Source organism: Nonomuraea sp. NPDC059007 (genome assembly GCF_042740555.1).
In the GTDB taxonomy this organism is placed as follows: Bacteria; Actinomycetota; Actinomycetes; order Streptosporangiales; family Streptosporangiaceae; genus Nonomuraea.
Window position 1 is genome coordinate 307380 of sequence record NZ_JBHYJD010000005.1, and the last position, 13210, is coordinate 320589.

General features: G+C 72.5%; 12 protein-coding genes. 3 read left to right on the top strand and 9 right to left on the bottom strand.

Annotated features, from left to right (window positions below):
* The first annotated feature begins 26 nt into the window (after positions 1–26).
* Together ACFWY5_RS10705 and ACFWY5_RS10710 are read left to right on the top strand one after the other, a co-directional pair.
* Positions 27–278 (top strand): hypothetical protein, encoded by a 252-nt coding sequence (locus tag ACFWY5_RS10705; protein ID WP_184970658.1) that lies wholly within the window; start codon positions 27–29, stop codon positions 276–278.
* On the top strand, positions 275–925 hold the full coding sequence (locus tag ACFWY5_RS10710; RefSeq protein WP_379611477.1) for a cyclase family protein: 651 nt from the start codon (positions 275–277) through the stop codon (positions 923–925). The genes ACFWY5_RS10705 and ACFWY5_RS10710 overlap by 4 nt, the downstream gene beginning before the upstream one ends.
* Before the next feature lie 9 nt (positions 926–934).
* Here the strand turns inward: ACFWY5_RS10710 and ACFWY5_RS10715 are convergent, their stop codons facing one another.
* Genes ACFWY5_RS10715 through ACFWY5_RS10730 form a run of 4 tightly spaced genes read right to left on the bottom strand, consistent with a single transcriptional unit; the run spans position 935 to position 5967 of the window.
* Positions 935–1114 carry a hypothetical protein gene (locus tag ACFWY5_RS10715; protein ID WP_184970998.1) on the bottom strand — a complete coding sequence of 60 codons (180 nt, stop codon included), beginning with the start codon at positions 1112–1114 and terminating at the stop codon, positions 935–937.
* Between the two features lie 42 nt (positions 1115–1156).
* Positions 1157–3787, bottom strand: a complete 2631-nt coding sequence (locus tag ACFWY5_RS10720) for an AAA family ATPase (protein WP_379631315.1) — start codon at positions 3785–3787, stop codon at positions 1157–1159.
* A 3-nt stretch (positions 3788–3790) separates the two neighbouring features.
* Positions 3791–4576, bottom strand: a complete 786-nt coding sequence (locus ACFWY5_RS10725; RefSeq protein WP_379631317.1) for an NAD(P)H-binding protein — start codon at positions 4574–4576, stop codon at positions 3791–3793.
* Entirely contained in the window at positions 4573–5967 is a 1395-nt protein-coding gene (locus tag ACFWY5_RS10730; protein WP_379631319.1) for a DsbA family protein, read from the bottom strand. The genes ACFWY5_RS10725 and ACFWY5_RS10730 overlap by 4 nt, the downstream gene beginning before the upstream one ends.
* A gap of 73 nt (positions 5968–6040) precedes the next feature.
* Between ACFWY5_RS10730 and map the strand changes: the two genes are divergently transcribed.
* Complete coding sequence (gene map, locus ACFWY5_RS10735) at positions 6041–6889, top strand: type I methionyl aminopeptidase (RefSeq protein WP_379611473.1); 849 nt, start codon at positions 6041–6043, stop codon at positions 6887–6889.
* Here the strand turns inward: map and ACFWY5_RS10740 are convergent.
* The 5 genes from ACFWY5_RS10740 to ACFWY5_RS10760 all read right to left on the bottom strand — a co-directional run bounded on the left by ACFWY5_RS10740 (position 6876) and on the right by ACFWY5_RS10760 (position 13191).
* The gene (locus tag ACFWY5_RS10740; RefSeq protein WP_379611472.1) at positions 6876–7265 is read right to left on the bottom strand and encodes a sensor histidine kinase; all 390 of its coding nucleotides are present in this window, start codon (positions 7263–7265) and stop codon (positions 6876–6878) included. The genes map and ACFWY5_RS10740 overlap by 14 nt on opposite strands.
* A gap of 176 nt (positions 7266–7441) precedes the next feature.
* The gene (locus ACFWY5_RS10745; protein ID WP_379631321.1) at positions 7442–9418 is read right to left on the bottom strand and encodes a cytochrome c oxidase assembly protein; all 1977 of its coding nucleotides are present in this window, start codon (positions 9416–9418) and stop codon (positions 7442–7444) included.
* The gene (locus tag ACFWY5_RS10750) at positions 9415–9990 is read right to left on the bottom strand and encodes a copper resistance protein CopC (protein ID WP_379631323.1); all 576 of its coding nucleotides are present in this window, start codon (positions 9988–9990) and stop codon (positions 9415–9417) included. The genes ACFWY5_RS10745 and ACFWY5_RS10750 overlap by 4 nt, the downstream gene beginning before the upstream one ends.
* A gap of 51 nt (positions 9991–10041) precedes the next feature.
* Positions 10042–11325 carry a helix-turn-helix domain-containing protein gene (locus tag ACFWY5_RS10755; protein WP_379631325.1) on the bottom strand — a complete coding sequence of 428 codons (1284 nt, stop codon included), beginning with the start codon at positions 11323–11325 and terminating at the stop codon, positions 10042–10044.
* Between the two features lie 378 nt (positions 11326–11703).
* Entirely contained in the window at positions 11704–13191 is a 1488-nt protein-coding gene (locus ACFWY5_RS10760; protein WP_379631327.1) for a PucR family transcriptional regulator, read from the bottom strand.
* Between the last annotated feature and the right edge of the window lie 19 nt (positions 13192–13210).

Consider the following 13210-nt stretch of genomic DNA (forward strand, 5'->3'; position numbering starts at 1 on the left):
CTGGGGAAATCCGGAGAATGTGCGCCATGGAGCTACTCCTCGACGCCCTCGGCTGGCTGGGCGCGGCCACCCTGCTGTACGGCTACGCCATGGTCTCCTCGGGGAAGATGTCCGGGGACGGCCTGCCGTACCAGGTGATCAATCTGTTCGGATCGGTCAGCCTGATGATCAACAGCGGGTACAAGGCGGCGTGGCCGTCGGCGGCCCTGAACCTCATCTGGGCCGGGATCGGTATCGTCGCCCTCGTCAAGCTCTACCGTCTGGGAGTCGCCCGATGATCGTCGAACTGAGCCACCGCATCGTCGAAGGCATGACCACCTACCCGGGCGTGCCGGGGCCCGTGCTCGGCCTCCACCTGAGCAGGGAGGACTCCCGGGAGGTCTACGCGCCGGGCACGGAGTTCGAGATCGGCGTGATCACGCTGGCCGCCAACACCGGCACCTACCTGGACACCCCGCACCACCGCTACGCCGGCGGCGCGGACCTGGCGCGGGTCCCGATCGAGAAGCTCGCCGACCTGCCCGGGCTGGTGGTCCCCGCCGAGGGCCGCCGCGCGATCGGCCTCGACGCCTTCGACGGCCTGTTCGTCCGCGGCCGCGCCGTCCTCGTACGGACCGGCTGGGACGCGCACTTCGGCACCGACGCGTACACCAGCGGCCACCCGTTCCTGACCTCCGAGGCCGCCGAATGGCTCGCCGAGCAGGGCGCCGCGCTGGTCGGCATCGACTCGCTCAACATCGACGACACCCCGCCACGCGGCGAACGCCCCGCGCACACCGTCCTGCTCGCCGCGGGCATCCCGATCGTCGAGCACCTCACCGGCCTGTCCGCGCTGCCAGCCGGCGGCTTCCGCTTCCACGCCGCGCCGCCCATGGTGGCGGGCATGGGCACCTTCCCGGTGCGCGCCTACGCCGTCATCCCGTAAGACGGCGTCTCAGTCGTCCTCGTCCTGGTCGGCCTCGTCCCACGCCTTGTTCCTGGCGGCGGCGCGTTCCAGCGCGCCCGCGGCCTCCTCCTGGGTGGCGTAGGGACCCATCCGGTCCTTGTTGGGGCATCCCTGGTCGGGCTCCACCCTCATGTGCTTGAGGCAGAACCACCACTGGCCTTCGCTCACGTGAGCAATGATGCCCCTTTGATCCCTTCCCAAGCATGAACATCACAGGCCGAGTCCGGCCAGTTCCCCCCGCGAAGCCACGCCCAGCTTGGGGAAGGCGTTGTACAGGTGATAGCCGACCGTGCGCGGGCTCAGGAACAGCCGAGCCCCGATCTCCCGGTTGCTGAGCCCCTGGGCGGCCAGCCGTACCGCCTGGAGTTCCTGGGCGGTGAGCCGTTCCGCGAGGTCAGGCGCGTGCGTGCGCACCGCGCGGCTCTCCCCCGTCGCGCGCAGCTCGCGCCGCGCCCGCTCCGCCCACGGCGGCGCGCCCAGGCGTTCGAAGGCCTCGGCGGCGGTCCGCAGCCACGTGCGGGCCTCGCTCATCCTGCGCTCGCGCCGCAGCCGCTCGCCGTACAGGAGCCCGGCGCGCGCCCGATCGAGCGGAAAGGCCTCATGGTGTACGGCCCGCGCGTAGTCGTCCAGGTCGTCGGTGAGCAGCGCCCGGTTGCGCAGGGACACGCCCCGGGCCCAGGCCTGGCCGCTCTCGTGGGCCCACCGCTCGTAGGTCGCGGCCGGATCGGCGGCGTCGGCGGGGCGGCCGAGCCGTACCGCGGCCTCGACCATGATGGGCAGCGCGGACAACATCCCCATCGGCCGCGAGCCCGCGAGGACGGCGGCCAGCCGGTCGAAGGCCGGCTCGTAGCGGCCGAGCCCGAGGTCGAGCAGGCTGAGCGCGGCGGCGGCGTGCACCGAACCGGGGGCGAGCCCGCGCTCCAGCGCCTCGGCCGACAGCTCGCGGCAGCGTTCCTCGTCGCCCTCGATGGCGGCCAGTTCGGCGAGGACGGCCCGCAGCTCCAGCGCGGGCCGGGTCTGCCCGGTGTCGGCGGCGATGCGCAGCCCGTCCTCGGCGGTGAGCCGGGCGTCGCGGTGCGCGCCGGTGAACAACTGGCAGCGGGCCAGGATGACCTGGACGGCGGGCAGCGTGCCGAGCGCGCCGTGCTCGCGGGCGTCGCGTTCGAGCCAGGAGACCTCACCGTAGGCGCCGGCGATGTCACCGGTGATCAGGCGCATCCGGGCGAACAGCAGCCGGTCGCGCACGTCGGCGTCCTCACCCGGCGGGTCGGCGAGCAGGTCGCGCAGGGCGGCCAGGCCGTCGGCCACCTCGCCGCGCTCGACGCGGTTGGCGGCCAGGGCGGCGGTGGCCAGCGTGGCGACCGGGGCGCCGCCCTTCAGCGTGCGTGCGAAGCCGCCCATCATCTCGACGCACTCGAAGTCGTTGTTGCGCCAGGCCGCCGCGACCGCGTCGCGCAGCAGGACGACGGAGTCGTCCGGGGCCGCCGGATCGGTCTCGTGGAGCAGGATGCGGTAGGCGTCCTGGGCGTCGTCGCGGGACTCGGCGAGCACGGCGCGCAGTTTGGCGGCGTGCACCCGCTCCTCCATCCCGGTCAGCCGCAGCAGCTCGCCGGCCTTCTCGAACTGCCCGGCGTCGGTGGCCGCGCGGGCGGCGGCGATGTGGCGGCGGGCGCGTACGGCCGGGTCCGGGGTGAGCTCGGCGGCCCGTGTGTAGGCGGCGGCGACGGCCGCGTAACCGCCCCGGTCTCTGGCCCGCTCGGCGGTGGCGGCCAGCGCGGCGGCGACGTCCTCGTCGGGTTCCTGGGTGGCGGCGGCCAGATGCCAGACGCCGCGGTCGCCGTCGAGGACGTCGGCCAGCGCCCGGTGCGCGGTCATCCGCTGGGCCAGCGGCGCGCGCTGGTAGACGGCGCTCCTGATCAGCGGGTGGCCGAAGGCCAGGCGGGCGCCGGAGGAGGTGAGCAGTTCGGCGCGTTCGGCCGGTTCGAGGTCGGCGGGCCCGGCGCCGAGCAGCCCCGCGGCGGCGAGCACGGCGGCCGCCTCGCCGGTGTCGTCGGCGGCGGCCACCAGCATCAGCGTGCGGGTGGCCGCGGGGAGGGCGGCGACCCGCTCGGCGAACCCCTGCTGGATCCGGCTCTGCACCGGCACGATCCCCATGGAGTAGGGCCCGGACTGCCGCCGCGCGGCCGACAGCTCCAGCAGGGCCAGCGGGTTGCCCGCCGACTCGGCCAGCACCTCCTCGCGCTCGCGGGCCGACAGCTCGCCCGCGCGCTCGGTCAGCAGGGCCTGGGCGCTCTCGTCGGCCAGGCCGCCCAGGCGCAGTTCGTCCAGGCCCGCCGCCTGGAAGCCGGGGGCGTGCGGCTCGCGTACCGTCAGGAGCATCACCACCCCCTCGGCCTCCAGCCGCCGCGCGGCGAACAGCAACGCCGCGGCGGAGGCGTGGTCGAGCCATTGGGCGTCGTCGACGAGGCAGACCAGCGGCCCCGCCTCGGCCAGCAGCGTCAGCACGGCCAGCCCCACCAGGAACGGCTCGCCCTCCCCCGCAGGTCCGGTGCCGAGCGCGGCGGCCAGCGCCCTGGCCTGCCCGTCCGGCAGCCGGTCCAGCCGATCGGCGGTACGCCCCAGCAGCAGGCTGAGACCGGCGTAGGGCAGTTCGTGCTCCGACTCGATCCCGGCGCCCCGCAGCACCGGCAGCTCCCCGGCGCGCGCGGCGGCGGCCTCCAGGAGCGCCGTCTTGCCGATGCCCGCTTCACCCCTGATGACCAGCGCCGCGCTGGTGCCCTCCCGGGCTCCGGACAGCAGCCGCTCGATCATGGCCGTCTCGTCCGTCCGCCCGTGCAGCATGCCTCAGAGGCTACCCGCGAAGTCCCGGGCGTGATCGGCGGCCCACTCCCGGTAGGTGCGCGCGGGCCTGCCGGTCAGTTTCTCGACGGTGTCGGTGACCTGCTCGGGCGGGAAGTCGTGGAGCGCGTCGGCGACGTCGCCGTAGAGTGCGGCGATCTCCTCGCGGGTCATGTTCTCGAAGCGCAGCGGGCGCCGCAGCACCTCGCCGAGCACGCGCGCCCGCTGCCCGGAGTCGAGCGGCTCCGGGCCGGTCAGCACGTAGGTCTGCCCGGCGTGGCCCGGTTCGAGCAGTACCCGGACCCCGGCGGCGGCCAGGTCGGCCTCGTGGATCAGCGTCCGCTTCCAGCCGCCGAAGGGCCCGCGGGCCACCTCGCCCCGCGCCAGGCTGGGGGCCCAGCGCAGGTCGTTGGTGGCCAGACCGGTGATGCGGAGAAGCGTCCAGTCCGCCCCCGACTCCCTGACCAGGCGTTCCATCTCCCCATGCGCGCTGTTGATCGGGTCGGCCGCGCCGGCCATGGCCGAGGAGAAGTAGACGACGTGCCGGCCCGGCCGGGCGATCTTCGCGACCGCCTCGGCCATGGCGGGGTCGCCGAGGACGGGCCAGACGAGGAAGACCTTGTCCACGCCGTCCAGCGCGGCGTCCAGGGTCGCGGGGTCGGTCAGGTCGCCGTAGACCTCCCCCGGGCGCTTCGGGTCGCGGGTCAGCGCCCGTGCCTCGGCGCCCCGCTCACGCAGCTGGGCGACCACCTGGCCGCCGACGCTTCCGGTTCCTCCGGTCACCAGGATCATGACGCTTGCCCGATCAGCTCGTAGAGGGTCTCGACGGACTGGGCGCCGGACAGCGTGCGCGATCCGGCCTCGAACACCGGCACCCCGGTGACGGTGACCTCGGCGAGCCTGGCCCGCAGCTCGTCCTCGCCCCCGTCGTGCCAGGTCACGCCGGTCTCGGCGGCCAGTTCCCTGAGCGTCGCGAGGTCGGAGAGGTCCAGGCCGTCGGTGAAGTAGGCGCGGAACAACCGCTCGGTCATCTCCTCGCCGAGCCCCTGGGCGGAGGCGAGGGCGATCAGCCGGTGCGCCTGGAAGGTGTTGGCGAACCGGGCGCGGTCGAAGCGGTAGTCGAGGCCCTCCGCCGCGCCCAGGCGGGTCATCCGCTCGGTCGACCTGGCCGCCTCAGGGCCGAAGGCCCGCTCGTGCACCAGGGTCAGCGGCTCGACCTCCCGCACGTCGGGAGCCAGCTGGTACGGACGGAAGGCGACCTCCACCCGGGCGCCCTCGGCCCTGCGCCGCTCCAGCGCCATCCGCAGCCGGTTGAAGCCCAGGTAGGACCAGGAGCAGGCCAGGTCCAGCGTCATCGTGACCGTGGGCGGGGCGAAGTCGGCGCGGTGGTCGGCCACCCACTCCCGGTAGGTGCGCGCCGGCCGCCCGGTGATCTCCTCGACCGCGGTGGTCACGGGCTCGGGCCGCGCGGTGAGCTTCCGCATGTCCTCGAAGGTGTCGTCGATGGCCTCCGGCGGCAGCCACGTCTCGAAGTAGGCCCTGGCCTCCTCCCGCGGCATCTCCTCGAAGCGCAGCGGCCGCCCGATGACCTCGCCGATGATCTCCACCCGTTCCCGCTGCGTCTGCGCCTGCGGCCCGGTCACGTCGTACGCGGCCCCGACGTGGTCGTCGTCCAGCAGCGCCCGCACTCCCACGGCGGCCAGGTCCGCCTCGTGCACCAGCGACCTGGCCCACCCGCCGAACGGCTCCCGCACCACCCCGCCGGCCCGGATGCCCGCCGCCCAGCCCAGGTCGTTGCCGGCGAAGCCGCCGCCCCGCACGAAAGTCCACTCGACGCCCGACTCCCTGATCAGGCCCTCGATCATCCGGTGGGAGGAGTTCACCGGATCGGCCTCCTCCTCCGCCCCCGCCGAGGACAGGTAGACCACCCGGCGCACCCGCTCCGTGATCTTCTTCAGCACCTCGGCGGCCCGCTCGTCGGCCGACAGCGTCGGCCACACGAGGAACACCTTGTCCACGCCGTCGAGCGCGGCGTCCAGCGTGGCGGGGTCGGCGAGGTCGCCGTACACCTCACCGGGCCGCTTCGGATCGCGGGTCAGCGCCCGCGCCTCGACACCCTGCTCACGCAACTGGGCGACCACCTGGCCGCCGACTTTTCCGGTAGCTCCGGTAACAAGAATCATGTCTGCGACCGTACGAGCCGGGGGCCTGACGCAACATCTGTCAACCGACTGGGGCTCGGTAGACTCGTGTCCCATGACGACACTGCTCCAGCCCGGACGGATCTCGCCGATGCGTAAGGTCCCCGCCCACATCGAGCGGCCGGAGTACGTCGGCAAGAAACGCCCCAAGACCGGCGAGTCCGATGTGAAGACGCCGGAGGTCATCGCGCGCATGAGGGTCGCCGGCAAGCTGGCCGCCCAGGCGCTCGACGAGGTCGGCAAGCACGTACGGCCGGGCGTCACGACCGACGAGCTCGACCGGGTCGGCCACGAGTTCCTGCTCGATCACGGCGCCTACCCGAGCACGCTCGGCTACAAGGGCTACCCCAAGTCGCTGTGCACCTCGATCAACGAGGTCATCTGCCACGGCATCCCCGACGACACCGTGCTGCGCGACGGCGACATCGTCAACGTCGACATCACCGCGTTCATCGGCGGCGTCCACGGCGACACCGACGCCACCTACCTGGTCGGCGAGGTCGACGAGGAGTCCAGGCTGCTGGTCGAGCGCACCCGCGAGGCCATGATGCGCGCCATCAAGGCGGTCGCCCCCGGCCGCCAGCTCAACGTCGTCGGCCGCGTCATCGAGTCCTACGCCAAGCGCTTCGGCTACGGCGTCGTCCGCGACTTCACCGGACACGGCATCGGCACGAGCTTCCACTCCGGCCTGATGGTCCCCCACTACGAGGACCCCTCGCTGCGCGTGGAGCTGCGAGCCGGCATGACGTTCACGATCGAGCCGATGCTCACGCTCGGCACCATCGACTACGACATCTGGGCCGACGGCTGGACCGCGGTGACCAAGGACGGCAAGCGCACCGCGCAGTTCGAGCACACGATCCTGGTGACCGACGGCGGCAGCGAGATCCTCACCCTCGCCTAGGCACCACTCCGGTCACCGTCGTGCCCTCGCCGCGGACGCTGCTGACCGACAGGCTGCCGCCGATCTCGGCGAAGTGGGCCCGCATCCGCGTGATGCCCCGCCCCACGTTGGCCGCGTGGAATCCGTCTCCGTCGTCGCTGACCGTCATCCGCAGGCCGCTCTTGCCCGCTGTCACGGCGACGGAGACCACCCGTGCTCCGCTGTGCCGCTCGACGTTGGCAAGCGCCTCCTGAACGACCGCGAGCACCGCCCGCGCGATGGGCTGCGGGACCTCGACCGTGGGCAACGCCCAGGTCTCCACCGTGATCCCGGTGCGTTCGCCCCAGTCGCCGAGACAGCCTTCCAGCTCCTCGGCCAGGCTCCGCCCCCCGCGCATGCGCGTCTCTTCCGCCAAGTGATCTCGCCCTTCCAACAAGCGGGCAACGCACCGGACCTGACTCCGGCACCCCGAGGCCACAGCGTGCGGCCATGAGAACTGCCCGGCTCCCCCACGTGAAAGCCTACTAGGGCATCCGGCGCCGTGGGGGGTGACAAGGTTCTGTGACGCGGGAGTTAGTCGCCCTTGTCCGCCTTGTTGAGCCGCGCGAGGTAGTCGTTGTAGTCGTTGAGCGCCGTGTCACCCGCCGGGTTGCGGTCCGCGCGCCGGTCCTCCCGCCGCGCCGTGCGATCCTCGTCGCGATACCACTGGACGGCGATCGCCAGCAGAACGATCAGGGTCGGGATCTCGCCGAACCCCCACGCGATGGCGCCGCCGTTGTTCTGGTCGGCCAGCAGCGGCCCGCCCCACGTGCGCCCGAGCTGCTCGTACCAGTCGGCGGCCAGCACCGTGCCCATCATCATCAGCGCGATGCCGAAGAACGCGTGGAACGGCATGGTCACGAACAGCAACAGCAGCCGCCCCACGTACGGCAGCTTGTGCGGCGACGGGTCCACGCCGATGATCACCCAGAAGAACAGGCTGCCGCTCAGCAGGAAGTGCAGCGTCATCGCGATGTGGCCCAGGTGCTCCTCCATCGCGCCGGCGAACAGCGGGGTGAAGTAGAGCGCGTAGGTGGAGGCGATGAAGATCGCGGTGGCGATCGCCGGGTGCGCGATGACCTTCACCGCCCTGCTGTGCAGGATCGTCGTCAGCCACTCGCGCGGGCCCCGGTCGCCGCGGCGGGCGGCGGGCTTGAGCGCGCGCAGCGCCAGCGTCACCGGGGCGCCCAGCACCAGGAAGATCGGGACGATCATGGACAGCGTCATGTGCTCGACCATGTGCACGCTGAACATGACCTTGGCGTAGCGGGCCACGCCGCTCTGGGTGGCGATCACCAGGATGGCCACGCCGATGAACCAGGACGCCGTGCGGCCCCAGGGCCACTTGTCGCCGCGCTTCAGCAGGCGGTAGACGGCGGCGCCGTACAGGATGGCGAGGGCGGCGGCGATGGCGGCGAAGAACAGATCGAACCACCACATCGACGCCAGCGTCTGCAGCGTCATCGGCGGCGGCATCGCGAAGCCCAGCAGCTCGAACGCGCGGTCGGCGGGCAGGCTCACCACCGGCGGCGGGGTGCGGGAGAGCGCCACGGCGAGACCGACGGTGGCGAACATCAGCAGCGCCTCGCCGGCCGCCAGCCGGGTGAACGCCCTCGGCTGACCGGCTTCGAGGCTGACCAGGGTGCGCTGGCGGTGATACCAGCCGATGTAGCCGAGCAGCACGAAGCCCACGGTCTTGGCCACGATCAGCACGCCGTAGCTGGAGGTCCACAGGTCGGAGACGGCGGTCAGCCGCGCGACGACGCTGAGCAGCCCCGACAGGCCGACGACCACGTAGAACCAGAGCGCGGCGCGGGAGAAGCGGGCCGCCGTCTGCTCCAGTTGCGGCGCCTTGCGCACCGCGTGGACCACGAGCACGACCAGCCCGCCGACCCACAGCGCGAGGCCGGTCAGGTGCAGCGACAGCCCGGCCGTGGCCAGGTCGTGGTTGGGCGAGGAGGAGGCGTGCCCCGTCAGCGCCGGGGGAAGCAGCGCGACCAGACTGAGCACGAGCAGCCCCGCTGCCGCCCCGGCCGTGATGGCGCCCCGCGAGAACAGCGCGATGGCCACCCCGAACAGGATCACCAGCGTCAGCGCGATGCCGTTGCCGACCTGGGTGGCGTAGCTCGGGATGTAGTTCTTGAGAACGACGTTCGCCACCGAGTCGGTGTAGAGGTCGGACAGCTGGAAGAGCATCAGCAGGAACGCGAAGCCCGACCACGACAGCGCCGTCCACGAGGCGGCCTTGACGTAGCCGAGCGCGCTCTTGCCGAGCATCCCCTTGTCGCTGGGCAGCAGCAGCGCCGCCACGAGCAGCAACCCGACGGTCGCCACGGCCGCCGCGTCCATGCCGAGCTTCGACAGCGGCAGCCCCCAGCGCGTCAGCGCCCCCGCCACCGGAATGCCGGGAATGACCCGGGGGAAGGCCGCGCCACCGGCGATCAGCGCGATGACCAGCCCGGCGACGGCTGCGGCCACGGTCCCGAGCGCCACCCGGGCGGTTTTGCTCACGGCTTCTTTCTCCGCATGCTCAGCAGGAACCCGATGCCGATGCCCGCCAGGGCGCCGACCACGATGATCAACCAGATCGGAAACCCGGCCGGCTGGTCCTGCTCGGCGCTGGCCGGAGTCTGGTCCGGCGTCTGCACCTGCTCGGACGGCGACTGCGCCGGCGCCGCGGCGCTCGTGCTCTCCGACGGCGTGGCCGAGGTCTCGGGCTTGGGCGCGCCCTTCACCGTGAACGGGATCTCACCCTCGATCGGGTGCCCGTCGGAGGAGACCACCCGGTAGGCGATCGTGTACTTCCCGTCCCGCAGCGCGCCCGTGAGCGCCTGCGTCACCACCTTGCCGTCGAGCGCCGGCTTGCCCTCGTGGAACTCGCCGCCGTCACCCCTCACGATGACGAACGGCATGCGCACCTTGGCGGTGAACTCCAGCTTCACCTGGTCCACGGACTTGACCGTGCTGCCCTTGGCCGGGTCGCTGGTCCGCAGCGCGTCGTGCGCCAGAGCGGGGGAAGCGGTGCCGAGGAGGATCAGGGCGGCGAGAAGCGCGGCGAGCGCCGCGAGCGGGGATCTGTTCATGGCACCCCCAAGGCTACCCACGACGCCGCCCGGTCCCGCCGCCGCGCCGGGCTACAACCCGGCCGACGCCAGCGCCCGCTGGTACGCCCCGACCGCCCCCTCCGTGTCACCGAGCTGCTCCAGCCCTTCCGCGGCGGCGAACCAGATGCCGGCCGTGACCCGGGAGTCGGGCAGCGGGCTCAGCCAGGCCCGGACGGCGTCGACCTCGGCGGAGGCCTCGCTCGTGCGGTCGAGGGCGGTGTAGGCGCGGCTGAGCAGCAGGTGCGCCTCCGCCTCCGCCCGTCGCGCGGTCGTCGGGAACAGGTCGCGCCCCTCGGCCGCGTGCTGGGCGGCGGCCTCCGGCAGACCCGCGATGATCTCGGCACGGGCGAGCTCCATCAGGGCGTGCCCGCGGTCGAAGGTGCCGGCCGAGGTCTCGGCGTGCTCCTGGATCGAGCGCTGCACCAGCGCGCGGACCTCCGCGACCGCCTGCGGCCGGACCTTGAGCGTCAGCGACGCCAGGGCCAGGCGCATGCGGGCGAGGTTACGCGGCTGGCCGTACTCGGACTGCATGCCGAGCGCGCGCTCGGCCAGCGACAGCGCCTCCTCGCCGTGGCCCAGGCTCTCGGCGACCACGGCGCCGTTCCAGCAGGCGGCGACCGTGGAGCGGGGAGTCCCCAGCGCGTCGGCGGCGTTCAGCAGCTCGGCCGCGTACTGGCGGGCGCGCAGGAGGTCGCCGCGGTAGAGGTAGACGGCCAGCAGGTTCGCGCCGAGCTCGACCAGGGTGTCCGACCAGACCGGGCGGTTGACCCCGCCCAGGATGGCCTCGCCCACCTCGACGGCCTCGGTCAGGCGGTCACTGGAGCGGTACACGCGCACCAGCGCGCTGGCCACCTCGATCTGCCGCTCGGCGGCGAGCTCCTCCTGGGCCAGCCGGCGCAGGAGCGTGATCGCCCCGTCGAGGTCACCGCACGCCTCCGTAGCGTGTGCGAGCCCGAATTGCACGTCTTGACGCAGGGACGTGAGCCCTGTCAGGTTGTTGTCCGCCATCAGCTCGGCGAAGCGGTTCCTGGCCTCGGAGACCTCACCGTTCTCCAGCGCCAGTCTCGCGTAGCCGAGCGCCAGCTCGATGTCCTCCATCTGCTCGGCGGTCACGCCGTTGAGGAGATAGGACAGCGAGCAGTCCAGCTTCTGGGCGAGAAGCTCGAGAACAGCCGGAGTGGGAGTACGCTTGCCGCTCTCGATCAGGGAGACGTAACTGTCCGACAACTCGGGGTGCGCTAGCTGGGCCTGTGAGAGGCCACGCTGTCGTCGCACGGTCTTAATTCGCAGACCGACCAGGTCAGATGTGGTCACTGCTGCCGCTCCCTGAAATGATATGTCCGAGCATCACACACAGGCGAGGGAGAACCCCCCATGCGCACGCGTCTTGCCATGTCCGCAGTAGCTGCCGTGATCGCAACCATTGTGGTTGTTGCAGGCAATGCTACGGCCGCAACTGCGGGAACGCCATCGACGGCGGTCATATCTTCTGCGTTCGACACTCCTACTTGCTGTTAGACCGACAGGCACCACTCCGCGTCTACCGCACCGCACGCGGTACCTCGCGAGTGGGGGCGCACGCTTCACTCCCCGGAGCGTGCGCCCCCACTCGCACGCGGATGGAACCACCGTAGGCCGCCGGTCTATATTTTCCCTACATTTCGGGCGCTCACGGCTCGGGATGCCCTGGGGTCAAGGAGCGCGCAGGGCCAGATAGAAGTCGACGCGGTCCGGCATCGTGGACAGGTCGCGGCCGGTCAGGTCCTCGATGCGCTTGATGCGGTAACGGACCGTGTTCACGTGCACGTGCAGATGCTCGGCGCACAGCTGCCACGATCCCGCCGTGTCGAGGAAGATCCCCAGGGTGCGGATCAGGTCGGACTGGTGCCGGCGGTCGTAGTCGCGCAATGGCCCCAGCAGGCTCGCGGCGAACGAGCGGCTGATGTCGGCCGGCACGGTGGCCAGCAGCAGTCCGTGCGTGTAGATCTCGGCGCTGGTGACCACGCCGCCGCCGCGGGTCTCGGCCAGCCGGCGGGCGTGGCCGGACTCCGTAACCCCGCCGCGCAGCCCCGCCGCCCCGGACAAGGCGCTGCTGAGCCCGGCGCACACGCCGGTGCCCGGCAGCGACGACAGCACGTCCATGCCCGCGCGCAGCCGGTCGGCCAGGTCGCTGACGGACCTCCCGCGCAGGGGCACGACGGCGATCGCGCCGTCCGCGCCGTCCGCGCCTGCCGCCGCCACGACCTCGCGCCCCAGCAGCTCCTCGATCACCTGGCCGCCGAGCGTCACGGGGCCGGGGTCGCGTCCCTGCCCGCCGGTCGCGGTGGCGTTCACGATGGTGTACGGCTCCGCAGCGTCGATCCCGCAGGTACGCAGCCCGGCGTTGAGCTCGGCGGCGTCGCTCTCGGCCAGGGCGGCGGCGATCAGCTGCCCGGCCAGCCGGCGCTCAACCCGGCGGCCCGCGTCCATGCGGATCCGTTCCAGCGCGACGCAGGCGGCCAGTTCGTAGCCGAGGTCGGCCCGGTCGAGCAGGTCGCCGTCGCAGGCGAGGGCCCATCCGGCGGCGCGATGGCCGCGGCCGACGGCGAAGACGGTGTGCCCGCCGGTCACGAACGGCAACCGGGACGCGGCCAGGTAGGCGCGCGCCAGCCGTACCGGATCGTCGAGGGTGCCGGCGATCAGCTCGCCGGAGGCGGAGACGACCGCGCCCGTGACGCCGAGTTCCGCGGCCGTGAGGGCGACGAGCTCGGGCAGGTCGGCGCCCTCGGCGACGGCCGCGACGATGCGGCGATGGCGGCCGAGCTCCTCGCGCACGTCACCCGACAGGCGCGGCACGACGATCTCGCTGAGCGTACGGAAGGAGACTTCGGTGGGAACCTCGATGAGCGGAAGTCCGGCGGCGGTGCAGGCGGCGACGAGGTCGTCGGGGACATGGCCGAGCCAGGCCTGCCCGGCGCCGAGCGCGGCCACGCCCGCCTCGCGCAGCGCGGCGACGAAGCGCGGCGAGTCGCCGGGGCCCTGGCGCCACAGCATGCCGGTGAGGACCAACTCGCCGCCGGACAGGTAACGGCCGGGCTCGGGCAGGTCGGTGATGTGCACGGTGCCGAACTCGGCGGACGGGTCGCCCGTGAGCAGGTTCAGGCGCAGCTCCGAGATCTCCAGCAAATCACTGATGCGCACTTGGAGGAATATACAAGTG